Here is a 12,946-nt window from a genome sequence, read left to right on the forward strand (position 1 = left end):
GTATCAAGTCCGAACGAGGATTTCCCATGCGCCCAGTTCCGAACGACAAGCCCTTTACCCTGGCCGGTCGCACCTATCAATCGCGCCTGCTGGTAGGCACCGGCAAGTACAAGGATCTCGAGGAAACCCGCGCGGCCATCGAGGCCTCCGGGGCCGAGATCGTCACCGTGGCAGTGCGCCGCACCAACATCGGGCAGAATCCTGGCGAGCCCAACCTGCTCGATGTGGTCAGCCCGGAGCGCTACACCATCCTGCCGAACACGGCCGGCTGCTTCACCGCCGAGGATGCGGTGCGCACCTGCCGCCTGGCCCGTGAGCTGCTCGATGGCCACAAGCTGGTCAAGCTGGAAGTGCTGGCCGACCAGAAGACCCTGTTCCCCAACGTGATCGAAACCCTCAAGGCCGCCGAAGTGCTGGTCAAGGACGGCTTCGACGTCATGGTCTACACCAGCGACGATCCGATCATCGCGCGCCAGCTGGCCGAGATGGGCTGCATCGCGGTGATGCCACTGGCCGGCCTGATCGGTACCGGATTGGGGATCTGCAATCCGTACAACCTGCGCATCATCCTCGAGGAGGCGACCGTGCCCGTGCTGGTCGACGCCGGCGTCGGTACCGCTTCGGACGCGACCATCGCCATGGAGCTGGGCTGCGAGGCGGTGCTGATGAACAGCGCCATCGCCCATGCGCAGAACCCGGTGCTCATGGCTGAAGCCATGAAGTACGCCATCGAGGCGGGTCGCCTGGCCTATCTCGCCGGCCGCATGCCGAAGAAGCTCTACGCCAGCGCCTCGTCGCCGCTGGATGGGCTGATTCGCTGAAACGATTCGTGGCCGGCCCTGACCTTGCGTCGGGGGCCGGCTTTTTTATTTCTCGCAGGTAGACCATGACAGAGCAGAACCCCGCGGCCGAAGAGCAGCAAACCGAGCACCGCCGTACCATCAAGAGTTTCGTGATGCGTGCCGGGCGCATGACCGAAGGCCAGCAGCGTGGGCTGGAGCAAGGCTGGCCGAAGTTCGGTCTGGCGCTTGAGGACGGTCCGCGCGATTTCGACGAGGTGTTCGGCCGCAGCGCGCCGCGCACCTTCGAGATCGGTTTCGGCATGGGCCACTCCACGCTGGAAATGGCCGCGGCGGCGCCGGATCAGGACTTCATCGGCGTAGAAGTGCATAAACCCGGCGTCGGCGCGTTGCTGAGCGGACTTCTGTCACAGAAATTGAACAACGTCAGGGTCTACAGTTGCGACGCCTTGGAGGTGCTGCGCGATTGCGTGGCCGATGCCAGTCTGGACCGTGTGCTGCTGTTCTTTCCGGACCCATGGCACAAGAGCCGCCACCACAAGCGACGCATCGTGCAGCCGGCCTTCGCCGAGCTGATACGTAGCAAGTTGAAGGTAGGCGGCGTGCTGCATATGGCGACCGACTGGGAGCCCTACGCCGAGTACATGCTCGAAGTGATGAACGTCGCCCCGGGCTATCGCAATCTGGCTGAGGACGGACGTTGCGTGCCGCGTCCGGCAGAGCGGCCGGTAACCAAGTTCGAACGCCGCGGTGAGCGGCTGGGCCATGGCGTATGGGATCTTAAGTTCCAGCGCATCGACTGAGCGAGGCCACGGCAAGCTGCATCGCTATGACGCGCCCGCCGTCTGCAGGCACTTCATCGAAGTGCCCGGCCGGTGGACGCGTGCACCACATCCATTCTAGAGCCGCAGCAGCGGCCAGGGACGAGCACCTGCCAGGAAGGCATGCCTGCCCACACCGTATAACAATGCAACGCCGACAGCCGGGCTAGCCAAGCGGTGCCCTGCGTCGTGCGCAATGGGGGAGAAGACGATGTACGGAAAGATCGGAATTCTGCTGTTGGCGGCCTGTGCCGCCTTGCCGGTCCAGGCGAAGGTAGACAGCACCCAGGCAGATCGGCTGGGGCAGGACCTTACACCGTTGGGAGCGGAGCGTGCCGGCAACCCGGCCGGAACCATTCCGCCGTGGACCGGGGGCGTGGCGCCGCCGGCCGGTTACGAGCCGGGCATGCACCACCCCGATCCATTTGCGGGCGACTCGGTGCTCTACCGTGTCGACCGCAACAATCTGGGCGAATACGGCGATCAGCTTTCAGAGGGCATGAAGGCTCTACTGGAGCGCTATCCGGATTACCACCTGCGCGTCTTCCCGACCCGCCGCAGTGCTTCGGTACCGCAGCGCATTTATGACGCCACTCGCTACAACGCGGTGAGCGCCGAACTGATCGCCAACGGCAACGGCATCCTGGGTGCGGCGGCAGGGATTCCGTTCCCGATCCCGCAGAGCGGTATCGAGGTCATCTGGAACCACATCCTGCACTACAAGGGTGACCAGACGCACATGATCAACAACCAGGCGGTGGTGATCGGTGGCAGGGCCAACTACATCAAGCGCGATCGTCACGTGTACTACGTCTACAACCGTGAGGGGATGACCTACGGTGATCTGGACAACACGGTGCTGTACTACAAGTACCGCGTGACCGCGCCGGCCAAGCTGTCCGGCACGGCGCTGGTGGTGCAGGACCCGATCGACCAGGTGCTGACGACGCGCAAGGCCTGGCGCTACAGCCCCGATGACCGCCGTGTCCGCCGCCTGCCGTCGCTGGCCTACGACTCCCTGCAGCCCGATACCAGCGGCCTGGCCACTGCCGATGTGGTGGATTCGTTCAACGGCGCTCCGGACCGCTACGACTGGCAGCTGATCGGCAAGCGCGAAATGCTCATGCCCTACAACAGCTACACCGTGCACCAGAAGGGCATTGCCTACGACACCATCGTCCAGCCGCGCACGCTGAATCCTGATCTGCTGCGCTACGAGCTGCACCGTGTCTGGGTGGTCGACGCCACGCTGCGCAAGGGTTTCAGCCATCTCTACGACAAGCGCCGCTTCTACATCGACGAGGACAGCTGGGCGATCCTGGCAGTCGATCTGTATGACGAGAAAGGCCAGTTGATCGGCCTGCAGGAAAGCCATCCGATCAGCTATTACGACGTGCCGATGTTCAACAGCACGCTGGAAACGCTCTACCACCTCAAGGATGGCAACTACTTCGTCGACGGCCTGGACAACAACGAGCCGATGTACGATTTCGATGTAAAGCTCGGCCCACGCGACTTCTCGCCGCAGGCCCTGCGTCGCGGTAACTGAGTCAGAGGATGGTCAATGCAAAGGGCGCCGTTGGCGCCCTTTGTTCATCCGCTATACGAGCCCCGCAGCCTTCAGGCTCACCCGCGTGCCGGCGCGGCCCTGGATGATTGCCTCGATCTGCTCCAGCGAGCCGATCACCGCGACGTTGCCGGTGTTGCGCGCGAACTCGCTGGCCGCTTGGACTTTGGGTCCCATGGAGCCGGCCGCAAAGGCCAGGGATGCCAGCTGGTCGGGATGCGCCTCGCTGATGCGCCGCTGCTGCGGCGTTCCCCAGTCCAGGTAGGCACCGTCGACATCGGTTGCGATCACCAGCAGGTCCGCATTCAGCTGCTCGGCGAGCAGGGCCGAACACAGGTCCTTGTCGATCACTGCCTCGATGCCCTGCAGCCGGCCATTGCGGTCGTACACCGTGGGGATTCCACCGCCGCCGGCACAGATCACCACGCAGCCTTTCTCCAGCAGCCAGCCGATCGGCCTGATCTCGAAAATGCGCTGCGGTCGCGGACTGGGCACCACCCGGCGAAACCGGTCGCCATCCGCTGCGATGGCCCAGCCTTTTTCTTCTGCAAGGCGTTCGGCTTCTTCGCGGCTGTAAACCGGACCGATCGGCTTGGTGGGCTGTTTGAACGCCGGATCCTCGGGATCGACTTCAACCTGAGTCAGCAAGGTAGCCAGAGGCACCTCGACCGGCAGCAGGTTGCCCAGCTCCTGTTCGATGATGTAGCCGATCATGCCTTCGGTTTCCGCACCGAGCACATCCAGTGGGTAGGCGGGAACATCCTTGTAGGCGGCTCCTTGCAGCGCGAGCAGTCCGACCTGCGGCCCGTTGCCATGGGCCACCACCAGTTCGTTTCCCGCTGCGATGCGGGCGATCTGCATGCAGGCGGTTCGGACATTCTCGCGCTGGTTGTCCGCGCTCAACGGCTCCCCGCGACGAAGCAGGGCGTTGCCGCCCAGGGCTATGACGATACGCATGCTGCGCTCCTCCGAATCAGATGTGCGGGCTCAGATGCCGGCCAGCGTCGAGACGAGGATCGCCTTGATCGTGTGCATGCGATTTTCGGCCTGCTCGAAGGCGATACAGGCCGGCGACTCGAACACCTCCTCGGTCACTTCGATGCCATTGGCCAGATGCGGATAGCTCGCGGCGATCTCCTTGCCGATCTTCGTCTCGCAGTTGTGAAACGCCGGTAGACAGTGCATGAACTTGCAGCGCGGATTGCCGGTTGCCTGCATCAGCTGCGGGTTCACCTGGTAGGGCAGCAGCAGCTTGATCCGCTCGGCCCAGGCATCCAGCGGTTCGCCCATCGACACCCATACGTCGGTATGAACGAAATCGACGTCTTGCACGGCGGCTTGCGGGTCTTCGGTGAGCGTCAGGCGTGCGCCGCTGGCCTTGGCGAATTCCTCGCAGGCGGCGACGTGTTCCGCACTCGGCCAGAGTGCGCGAGGTGCGGCGATGCGCACATCCATGCCGAGCTTGGCGCCGATCAGCAGCAGCGAGTTACCCATGTTGTTGCGCGCGTCGCCCAGGTAGGCGTAGCTGATCTGCTGCAGCGGCTTGTCGCTGTGTTCGCGCATGGTCATGACGTCGGCGATCATCTGCGTCGGGTGATACTCGTCGGTCAGACCGTTGAATACCGGTACGCCGGCATAGCGCGCGAGTTCCTCGACGATTTCCTGCTTGAAGCCGCGGTACTCGATCGCGTCGTACATGCGCCCGAGTACCCGGGCGGTGTCCTTCATGCTCTCCTTATGGCCGATCTGCGAGGAGTTGGGATCAATATAGGTGACGTTCGCGCCCTGGTCGTAGGCGGCCACCTCAAAGGCGCAGCGAGTGCGCGTCGAGGTCTTCTCGAAGATCAGTGCGATGTTCTTGCCCTTGAGGTGCTGGCGCTCGGTACCGGTGTACTTGGCGCGCTTGAGGTCACGGGACAGATCGAGCAGGTAGCGCAGCTCGCGCTCGCTGTGGTGCATCAGGCTGAGCAGGCTGCGGTTGTGCGTATTGAACGGCATGATTCGCTTCCTCTTTTCGCCAGGCGACGTGAGAGCACGCCGCCTCGTGCTGTCAGTAGTCGATGGCGTCGCGGATGATCGGACAGGTCATGCAATGCCCGCCGCCGCGACCACGGCCCAGCTCGCTGGCGCTGATGGTGATGACCTCGACCCCGGCCTTGCGCAGCATGGTGTTGGTGAAGGTGTTGCGGTCGTAGCCGATGACGACGCCGGGCTCCAGGGCGACCACGTTGTTGCCATCGTCCCACTGCTCACGTTCGACTTCGTAGCTGTCGCCTCCGGTTTCCACTACCCGTAGCGCCGCCAGACCGAGCGCCTCGGCCACCACGTCGAGAAACGGCGCTTGCTCGCGGCGCAGGTCGATGCCATCCGGCTTGCACTCATCGGGGCGCAGGCTGAAGGCGGTGATGCCGTGGACCACCTCCGGGAAGATGGTCACCAGGTCGCGATCACAGAAGCTGAACACGGTATCCAGGTGCATGGCCGAGCGGGAGCGGGGCAGGCCGGCAACAATCACGCGCTCGGCTGCGCCGTGGCGGAACAGCGACTGAGCCAGCTGGCCGATCGCCTGCCGCGAGCTGCGCTCACCCATGCCGATCAACACCACACCCTTGCCGATCGGCATCACATCCCCGCCTTCCAGTGTGGCCAGGCCATGATCGAGCTCGGGGTCGCCATACCAGACCTTGAATTCCTGGTCGCGGAACTGCGGGTGGAAACGGTAGATGGCGGCGGTGAGCAGGGTCTCCTGGCGCCGTGCGGTCCAGTGCATCGGATTGAGCGATACGCCACCGTAGATCCAGCAGGTGGTGTCACGGGTAAACAGGGTGTTTGGCAACGGCGGCAGGATGAAACTCGAGTGGCCCAGATAGTCGCGGAACATGCGGACAATCTCGCCACCTTCACTGCCAGGCAGATCGCTGCCAGATACGCCGCCGATGAGGTACTCCGCCAGCCGGCGTCGCTCCAGGCCTTCCAGCCAGCTGCGTACCTCGCCCTGCAGACCGAGTCCGACCTGGTTGGCGGTGATCTTGCGGTCGAGAAGCCATTTCAACGCTTGGGGATCGCTCAGCGTTTCGGTCAGCAGGTTGTGCATCTCCAGTACCTCGACCCCGCGCTCGCGCATCTTGCTGACGAAGTCGAAGTGATCGCGTTTGGCCTGGCTCACCCAGAGCACGTCATCGAACAGCAGCTCGTCGCAGTTGGTAGGGGTCAGGCGCTGATGGGCCAGGCCCGGCGAGCAGACCATTACCTTGCGCAGCTTGCCTGCCTCGGAGTGAACACCCAGCTTCGGTGATTGCAACATCATCTGATTGCCTCCTTGGTCGTCGCACCTGTTGGTGCTTCGGTGGCTGGCCACGACTCGTGATCGTGGCGAGTGGATACGGCAGGGTTATCGCCTCAGAGCGAAAGGAACCCGTCATAGAGCCCATAGGCAGCGATCGCCGCACCTATCAGCACCGCCGCGAAAATCAGCTTCTCGATGGTGGTGAATACCGGCTGCCCGAGCTCATGCTTGGCCTTGGCGAAGAACAGCACGCCAGGAGCGTAGAGCAGCGCTGACAGCAGCACGTACTGCATGCCCCCGGCGTAGACCAGCCACATCGCATAGAGCGTGGCGATGGCGGCATTCAGCAGGTCCTTGCGGCGCTCGCCGGGGGCGCCTTCGTATCCCTCGCCGCGTAGGCCAAGCAGCAGCCCGTAGGCGGCCGACCAGAAGTAGGGCACCAGGATCATCGATGTGGCGAGGTAGAGCAGGCTCAGATAGGTCGAGGCGTTGAACAGGGTGATGATCAGAAACAGCTGGATCAGCCCGTTGGACAGCCACAGCGCGTTGACTGGAACGTGCTTGGCGTTCTCCTTGCGCAGGAACAGCGGCATGGTGTGGTCACGCGCCGCAGCGAAGAGAATCTCGGCACACAGCAGTGTCCAGGACAGCAGGGCGCCCGCGAGGGAAACCACCAGCCCGACGCTGATCAGTACGGCGCCCCAGCGGCCGACGACCTGCTCCAGTACGCCTGCCATGGATGGGTTTTTCAGGCCCGCCAGTTCGGCCTGGCTCATGATGCCCATCGACAGCACGTTCACCAGCACCAGCAGGGCAAGCACGCTGCAGAAGCCGATCACCGTGGCGCGGCCGACATCGCTGCGCCGTTCGGCGCGGGCCGAGAAAATGCTGGCGCCTTCGATGCCGATGAATACCCACACGGTCACCAGCATCATGCTGCGCACCTGCTGCATGACCCCGCCTAGCTCGATGTTGCCGCGGCCCCAGAAGTCGGCGGTAAACACCTCCAGGCGGAACGCCACCGCGGTGATCACGATGAACAGGATCAACGGCACGATCTTGGCGATGGTGGTGACGAGATTGACGAACGCTGCTTCGCGAATGCCGCGCAGCACGAGAAAATGCACGCCCCACAGCACCAGCGATGCACCGATCACTGCCGGCAGGGTGTTGCCCTCGCCGAACATAGGCACGAAATAGCCCAGCGTGCTGAACAGCAGCACGAAGTAACTGACGTTGCCGATCCAGGCGCTGATCCAGTAACCCCACGCCGAAGAGAAGCCCATATAGTCGCCAAAACCGGCCTTGGCATAGGCGTAGACACCGGCGTCCAGTTCCGGCTTGCGGTTGGCCAGGCTCTGGAACACGAAGGCCAGAGTCAGCATGCCCAAGGCCGTGATCGCCCAGCCGATCAGAATGGCGCCGGCGCTGGCGCTGGCGGCCATGTTCTGCGGCAGGGAGAAGATCCCGCCGCCAATCATCGAGCCCACCACGAGGGCTACCAATGCTCCGAGCTTGAGCTGCTTCGAATTTGCGGCCATGGCTACCTCCAGGAAGTTCGCGGCACTGGCTGGATTAAAGTACCGCGCGAACCGCTATGTAATGATTTCGCTCAAGCCGTCATCGGTTAGTTGCTGGGATGATTAGGCCGAACCGCCGCGAAAGGTGTTGAAAATGCAGCCAGACGGCATGCCCCAAGGGGTAGCAGAGGAGTCGATTGTGTTCAGGCCTGGTCATCTGCAGGTACGCGACCTGCCTTCGGCGGGCCGACCTGCTTATCGCTTGCTGCTTGATTATCGAGTGGAAGATGGTGCTGCGATGCCACGCTGGGCCTACTTCCACCTACACGGCGAGGTCGGCCAGATAGAGGTAGATGAGCGATTCCGGATGCATCGGGACGTCGCCTGCAACTTCCTGCAGAAGATCCGCCAATGCCTGCGCCAGCACGGCGCGCCCGTGCGTTCGGATGTCGTATTCGGTTTTCACCGGCTGTACGACCCGCTGTTCGAGGACCTGCGCCGGCAGCTGCGCATCCAGCCTGGCGAGCCCGTTGACCTCGAGCGCTTTCTGCGCGACGAACGGGGCTAGTTGCGGTCGGCGATCACGCCGATGAGGAAGAAGATCAGCAGCAGCACCGGCGCCAGGCTGTAGTTGTTCAGATGGGCCAGCCCCTGGGTCATCCACGGCGTGAGGAAGACGATCGCCAGGCCATAGCCCACCGCGCAGACCAGCACGAAGATCAGCGTGCGCAGGAAGAAGTTGAGGTTGCTCACGGTGTTCTTCACCCAGGCATTGAGCGCCGGGCCGAACAGCACGAAGAGCGTCGCCATCAGCGCCAGGGAGATGTCGGACAGGTGGCTGCGGCTCCAGCGCGACAGCGTGACGATCAGGTCGAGTAGCAAATCCATGCGGTGTCCTTAAGGCAGGAAGCTCTGTAGCAGGTCATTGAGAAACAGCTGGCCTTTGGGCGTCGCCAGCAGACGCTCGGGGTCGGTCGCCAGAAGGCCACGGGCTTCGGCCTCGCGCCGTGGCTTGGCGAGCAGCTCCAGCGCCAGTCCGGTGCGCTGAGTGAACAGCATGGCCGGCACGCCGTCGGTGAGGCGCAGCACATTCATCAGGAATTCGAAGGGCAACTCAGCGGCCGTGAGCTGCTTTTCACCGGCACCAAAGGCCTTTGCCGGGTCCAGGTAGTCCCTGGGCAGGCGGGTCTTCCAGCTGCGCAGGATGCGGCCGTCGGCGTGGCTGAGCTTGGCGTGGGCGCCGGCGCCGATGCCGAGAAAATCGCCGAAGGTCCAGTAGTTCAGGTTGTGCCGCGCCTGCCGCCCCGGTTGCGCATAGGCCGAGGTCTCGTACTGGCGGTAGCCATGTTCGGCGAGCAGCGCCTGGCCGGCTTCCTGAATGTCCCAGAGGGTGTCGTCTTCCGGCAGCTGCGGCGGCTGGCTCCAGAACACCGTGTTCGGCTCTAGGGTCAGCTGATACCAGGACAGGTGTGTCGGCTGCTGCGCGATGGCGATGCGCAGGTCGCTCAGTGCGTCCTCCAGGCTCTGGTCCGGCAGGCCATGCATGAGGTCGAGGTTGAAGTTGTCGAAGCCGGCGGCGCGGGCCATGTCGGCGGCGCGGATGGCTTCGTCGCCGTCGTGGATGCGTCCCAGCGCCTTGAGTTTGGCGGCCTGGAAACTCTGCACGCCGATGGACAACCGGTTGATGCCGAGCTGGCGGTAATCACGGAACTTGGCCTGCTCGAAGGTCCCGGGGTTGGCTTCCAGGGTGATCTCGATGTCGTCGGCGAACCCGACCAGATGCTCCAGGCCATCGACGATGGCGGCCAGCGCCCGGGCGGAGAACAGACTTGGCGTGCCGCCACCAAAGAAGATCGAGCTCAGCCGGCGGCCCTGAACGTGCTCGAGGTCGGCACGCAGATCCGCCAGCAGCGCGGCGACATAGGCCTCTTCCGGCAGCTCAGGGCCGGCCGTGTGGGAGTTGAAGTCACAGTACGGGCACTTGCGCACGCACCAGGGGATATGGACGTACGCCGCCAGGGGCGGCAGTTCGAAGCGGCCCTGGCCGGTTGCCGGCGCGGGGCTTGCGGCGATCATATCCCCAGCCGCTGTCTGAGCAGGGCCATGGCGCGTGCGCGGTGGCTGAGCTGGTTCTTCTGCGTGGCCGGCAGCTCGGCGCTGGAGCAGTCGCACTCCGGCACCCAGAACAGCGGGTCGTAGCCGAAGCCATGCTCGCCGCGCGGCGCATGCAGGATGCGGCCGTGCCAGAGGCCTTCGCAGATGATCGGCAGCGGGTCGTCAGCGTGCCGTACCAACGCCAGGGCGCAGACGAACTGGGCGCCGCGCTCGGCATCCGGCACGTCGCGCAGGACCTGCAACAGCTTGGCATTGTTGGCCGCGTCGCCCTGGCCGTCGGCATAGCGCGCCGAGTAGATGCCCGGTGCGCCGCCCAGGGCGTCGACCGCCAGCCCCGAGTCGTCAGCAAGCGCCGGCAGGCCGGAGATCCGTGCCGCGTTACGCGCCTTGAGAATGGCGTTCTCGATAAAGGACAGGCCGGTTTCCTCAGGCTCGATATCGCTGAACTCGGCAACCGAACGCACGCGCACGGCGTCGCCGAGCATGGCCTGGAGTTCCTTGAGTTTGCCGGTGTTATGACTGGCCAGCACCAGTTCGGAAAAAGGCATCATCGGTCGGGAAAGAATTCCTGGTTGAAGTCGAAGCTGATTGGTTCAGCCCCGCTCGGCTGTACGGTGAGGCGGAAGCGCAGGGTTTCCTGGGAATCGAATGGGAACTGCGCGAGGTAGTAGATCGCCTCGTCACCTTCCTTGAGCTGCTTGAAGTTCAGTGCGCGGTCCTGGCCGAGCAGGTTCTTCACCTCGCCGCTGACCTGCGCGGCGACCGGCTTGCCGCCCTTGAGCACCGAGACATTGACCACACCCTGGGTCTTGCTGCGTACCAGACCGGCCGCCGCGGCGATATCCGGCTGCAGGAAACCGGAGTTGAAGGCGATGTAGTGGATGTCGTACTCGCCGACGCTGTACTTGCGTTCAGCTAGCGCCGGCAATGTGAGGAGCGCGGCCAAAAGGCCGATCAGGACGTGTTTCATAAGCTTACCTCCAGCGTTGAAGCCGCTCAGCGGGTTGGCCCGGTGACACGGTAGATGCCGATTTCGCCCAGCAGATTCGGCCAGAGTCGACTGGCCCAGCCATGCCGGTGGTCGCGGTCCACTGCCAGGCGCTCGAGCACCCTGGCACCGCTTTCCTGGCACAGCCGCTCGAAATCCTCGAACGTGCAGAAGTGAATGTTCGGCGTGTTGTACCAAGTGTAGGGGAGGAACTCCGACACCGGCATGCGGCCCTTGCTCGCCAGGTACCAGCGGCAACGCCAGTGGCCGAAATTGGGGAAGGTGATGATGCACTGGCGACCGACGCGCAGCATTTCCTTCATCAGCTGGTCGGGATAGTGCACGGCCTGCAGCGCCTGGGTCATGACCACCATGTCGAAGCTGTCGCTGGCGAAGTTGCCCAGGCCGAGATCGAGGTTCTGCTCGATGACATTGACGCCCTTGTCGATGCACGCGGCAATGTTGTCCGGGTCGATCTCCAGCCCGTAGCCGCTGACCTGTTTGTGGTCGCGCAGCCAGGCCAGCAGCTCGCCGTTGCCGCAGCCGAGGTCGAGGACTCGGCTGCCGGCCGGGATCCAGTCTTGGATGATGTCCAGATCGGCGCGCATCTTCGTTCCTTATACGGCTATGCGGTTCATGTAACCGCGGAAGGCTTGCAGGTAGCGGGGATTGGGGATCAGGAACGCGTCGTGGCCCTGCGGTGCGTCGATCTCCAGGTAGCAGACGTTCTTGCGCGCCGCGAGCAGGGCATCAACGATTTCCCGCGAGCGCTCCGGCGAGAAGCGCCAGTCGGTGGTGAAGGACATCACGCAGAAGTCCGCCTTGGCGACCTCGAAGGTCTTGGCCAGATCATCGTCGTTGGCCGCCGCCGGGTCGAAGTAATCCAGCGCCTTGGTCATCAGCAGGTAGGTATTGGCGTCGAAGCGCCCGGAGAACTCCTCGCCCTGGTAGCGCAGGTAGCTCTCGACCTGGAACTCGACGCTGTTGAAGTCGTAGTTGAGCTTCTCGCTTTTCAGTCCGCGGCCGAATTTGGTGCCCATGGCGTCATCGGACAGGTAGGTGATGTGCCCGACCATGCGCGCCAGCATCAGGCCGCGCTTGGGAATCACGCCCATCTCCTGGAAATGCCCACCGTGAAACTCGGGGTCGGAGAGAATGGCCTGGCGCGCGACTTCGTTGAAGGCGATGTTCTGTGCCGACAGCTTGGGCGCCGAGGCGATGGCCAGACAGTGACGCACGCGTTCGGGGTAGCTGATGGTCCATTGCAGCGCCTGCATGCCGCCCAGGCTGCCGCCTACCACCGCCGCCCACTGTGCGATGCCGAGCCGGTCGGCCAGGCGCGCCTGGCTGTGCACCCAGTCTTCCACCGTGACTACCGGGAAATCGGCGCCGTAGGGCCTGCCACTGGCCGGATTGGTGCTGCTCGGCCCGGTCGAGCCGTTGCAGCCGCCAAGATTGTTCAGGCTGACGACGAAGAAGCGCTCGGTATCGATGGCCTTGCCCGGGCCGATGCACGAATCCCACCAGCCGGGTTTGCGATCGTCCTCGCTGTGGTAGCCGGCGGCATGATGATGACCGGACAGCGCGTGGCAGATCAGCACGGCGTTGCTGCGCGAGGCGTTCAGCTCGCCATAGGTTTCATAGATCAGCTGGTAATCGGCCAGCGTGCGACCGCAGGCGAGTGTCAATGGCTCGGCAAAGTGCGCGACCTGCGGACTCACCAGGCCAACGGAATCGGCGGGAATTGCAGTGGGCATCGACCCTGGCTCTTGCTTGAAGAAGGCGGCAAAGTCTAAAGGTAAGCGCGCTGCAATTCATCCTGAAATGCAACGGCGGGCGGGTCGCTTGC

The 12,946-nt window shown here is 63.8% G+C and carries 14 protein-coding genes; 4 read left to right on the plus strand and 10 right to left on the minus strand.

What is annotated here, in order from left to right; all coding sequences use genetic code 11:
* Window positions 1–26: 26 nt before the first annotated feature.
* The 3 genes from EA798_RS01180 to EA798_RS01190 all read left to right on the plus strand — a co-directional run bounded on the left by EA798_RS01180 (window position 27) and on the right by EA798_RS01190 (window position 3,170).
* The gene (locus EA798_RS01180; RefSeq protein ID WP_122097778.1) at window positions 27–821 is read left to right on the plus strand and encodes a thiazole synthase; all 795 of its coding nucleotides are present in this window, start codon (window positions 27–29) and stop codon (window positions 819–821) included.
* Between the two features lie 65 nt (window positions 822–886).
* Window positions 887–1,603 carry a tRNA (guanosine(46)-N7)-methyltransferase TrmB gene (gene trmB, locus EA798_RS01185; RefSeq protein ID WP_106157277.1) on the plus strand — a complete coding sequence of 239 codons (717 nt, stop codon included), beginning with the start codon at window positions 887–889 and terminating at the stop codon, window positions 1,601–1,603.
* A 229-nt stretch (window positions 1,604–1,832) separates the two neighbouring features.
* Window positions 1,833–3,170, plus strand: a complete 1,338-nt coding sequence (locus EA798_RS01190) for a DUF1329 domain-containing protein (RefSeq protein ID WP_122097779.1) — start codon at window positions 1,833–1,835, stop codon at window positions 3,168–3,170.
* 51 nt (window positions 3,171–3,221) lie between these two features.
* Here the strand turns inward: EA798_RS01190 and arcC are convergent, their stop codons facing one another.
* The 4 genes from arcC to arcD all read right to left on the minus strand — a co-directional run bounded on the left by arcC (window position 3,222) and on the right by arcD (window position 8,015).
* A complete protein-coding gene (gene arcC, locus EA798_RS01195; protein WP_122097780.1) occupies window positions 3,222–4,145 on the minus strand; it encodes a carbamate kinase in 924 nt (307 codons plus the stop codon).
* 30 nt (window positions 4,146–4,175) lie between these two features.
* Window positions 4,176–5,186: an ornithine carbamoyltransferase gene (locus EA798_RS01200; RefSeq protein ID WP_106157280.1), complete on the minus strand. Its 1,011-nt coding sequence runs from the start codon at window positions 5,184–5,186 to the stop codon at window positions 4,176–4,178.
* 52 nt (window positions 5,187–5,238) lie between these two features.
* Window positions 5,239–6,495, minus strand: coding sequence for an arginine deiminase (gene arcA / locus EA798_RS01205; RefSeq protein WP_122097781.1), 1,257 nt, complete (start codon window positions 6,493–6,495; stop codon window positions 5,239–5,241).
* A gap of 92 nt (window positions 6,496–6,587) precedes the next feature.
* Complete coding sequence (gene arcD, locus EA798_RS01210) at window positions 6,588–8,015, minus strand: arginine-ornithine antiporter (RefSeq protein ID WP_122097782.1); 1,428 nt, start codon at window positions 8,013–8,015, stop codon at window positions 6,588–6,590.
* A gap of 178 nt (window positions 8,016–8,193) precedes the next feature.
* On the opposite strand from arcD, the gene EA798_RS01215 reads away from it, so the two are divergent.
* Window positions 8,194–8,562, plus strand: coding sequence for a DUF5064 family protein (locus tag EA798_RS01215; RefSeq protein WP_376780559.1), 369 nt, complete (start codon window positions 8,194–8,196; stop codon window positions 8,560–8,562).
* Here EA798_RS01215 and EA798_RS01220 read toward each other — a convergent pair.
* Genes EA798_RS01220 through metX form a run of 6 tightly spaced genes read right to left on the minus strand, consistent with a single transcriptional unit; the run spans window position 8,559 to window position 12,854 of the window.
* Window positions 8,559–8,882, minus strand: coding sequence for a DUF3392 domain-containing protein (locus tag EA798_RS01220; RefSeq protein ID WP_015275285.1), 324 nt, complete (start codon window positions 8,880–8,882; stop codon window positions 8,559–8,561). The two genes, EA798_RS01215 and EA798_RS01220, sit on opposite strands and share 4 nt — an antisense overlap.
* Window positions 8,883–8,891: 9 nt before the next feature.
* Window positions 8,892–10,070, minus strand: coding sequence for a radical SAM family heme chaperone HemW (gene hemW, locus EA798_RS01225; RefSeq protein ID WP_122097783.1), 1,179 nt, complete (start codon window positions 10,068–10,070; stop codon window positions 8,892–8,894).
* Entirely contained in the window at window positions 10,067–10,660 is a 594-nt protein-coding gene (gene rdgB, locus EA798_RS01230) for an RdgB/HAM1 family non-canonical purine NTP pyrophosphatase (RefSeq protein ID WP_122097784.1), read from the minus strand. Before rdgB ends, hemW begins: the two co-directional genes overlap by 4 nt.
* Window positions 10,657–11,079, minus strand: coding sequence for a DUF4426 domain-containing protein (locus tag EA798_RS01235; protein ID WP_106157285.1), 423 nt, complete (start codon window positions 11,077–11,079; stop codon window positions 10,657–10,659). The genes rdgB and EA798_RS01235 overlap by 4 nt, the downstream gene beginning before the upstream one ends.
* Before the next feature lie 26 nt (window positions 11,080–11,105).
* On the minus strand, window positions 11,106–11,705 hold the full coding sequence (metW, locus tag EA798_RS01240) for a methionine biosynthesis protein MetW (RefSeq protein ID WP_122097785.1): 600 nt from the start codon (window positions 11,703–11,705) through the stop codon (window positions 11,106–11,108).
* A gap of 9 nt (window positions 11,706–11,714) precedes the next feature.
* Entirely contained in the window at window positions 11,715–12,854 is a 1,140-nt protein-coding gene (gene metX / locus EA798_RS01245) for a homoserine O-succinyltransferase MetX (RefSeq protein ID WP_106157287.1), read from the minus strand.
* Between the last annotated feature and the right edge of the window lie 92 nt (window positions 12,855–12,946).

The organism is Pseudomonas songnenensis (assembly GCF_003696315.1).
Classification (GTDB): Bacteria; Pseudomonadota; Gammaproteobacteria; order Pseudomonadales; family Pseudomonadaceae; genus Stutzerimonas; species Stutzerimonas songnenensis.

Coding starts and splice junctions, on each gene's coding strand:
- EA798_RS01180 (WP_122097778.1), top strand. CDS start 27: ATGCGCCCAGTTCCGAACGACAAGCCCTTTACCCTGGCCGGTCGCACC.
- trmB (WP_106157277.1), top strand. CDS start 887: ATGACAGAGCAGAACCCCGCGGCCGAAGAGCAGCAAACCGAGCACCGC.
- EA798_RS01190 (WP_122097779.1), top strand. CDS start 1,833: ATGTACGGAAAGATCGGAATTCTGCTGTTGGCGGCCTGTGCCGCCTTG.
- arcC (WP_122097780.1), bottom strand. CDS start 4,145: ATGCGTATCGTCATAGCCCTGGGCGGCAACGCCCTGCTTCGTCGCGGG.
- EA798_RS01200 (WP_106157280.1), bottom strand. CDS start 5,186: ATGCCGTTCAATACGCACAACCGCAGCCTGCTCAGCCTGATGCACCAC.
- arcA (WP_122097781.1), bottom strand. CDS start 6,495: ATGATGTTGCAATCACCGAAGCTGGGTGTTCACTCCGAGGCAGGCAAG.
- arcD (WP_122097782.1), bottom strand. CDS start 8,015: ATGGCCGCAAATTCGAAGCAGCTCAAGCTCGGAGCATTGGTAGCCCTC.
- EA798_RS01220 (WP_015275285.1), bottom strand. CDS start 8,882: ATGGATTTGCTACTCGACCTGATCGTCACGCTGTCGCGCTGGAGCCGC.
- hemW (WP_122097783.1), bottom strand. CDS start 10,070: ATGATCGCCGCAAGCCCCGCGCCGGCAACCGGCCAGGGCCGCTTCGAA.
- rdgB (WP_122097784.1), bottom strand. CDS start 10,660: ATGATGCCTTTTTCCGAACTGGTGCTGGCCAGTCATAACACCGGCAAA.
- EA798_RS01235 (WP_106157285.1), bottom strand. CDS start 11,079: ATGAAACACGTCCTGATCGGCCTTTTGGCCGCGCTCCTCACATTGCCG.
- metW (WP_122097785.1), bottom strand. CDS start 11,705: ATGCGCGCCGATCTGGACATCATCCAAGACTGGATCCCGGCCGGCAGC.
- metX (WP_106157287.1), bottom strand. CDS start 12,854: ATGCCCACTGCAATTCCCGCCGATTCCGTTGGCCTGGTGAGTCCGCAG.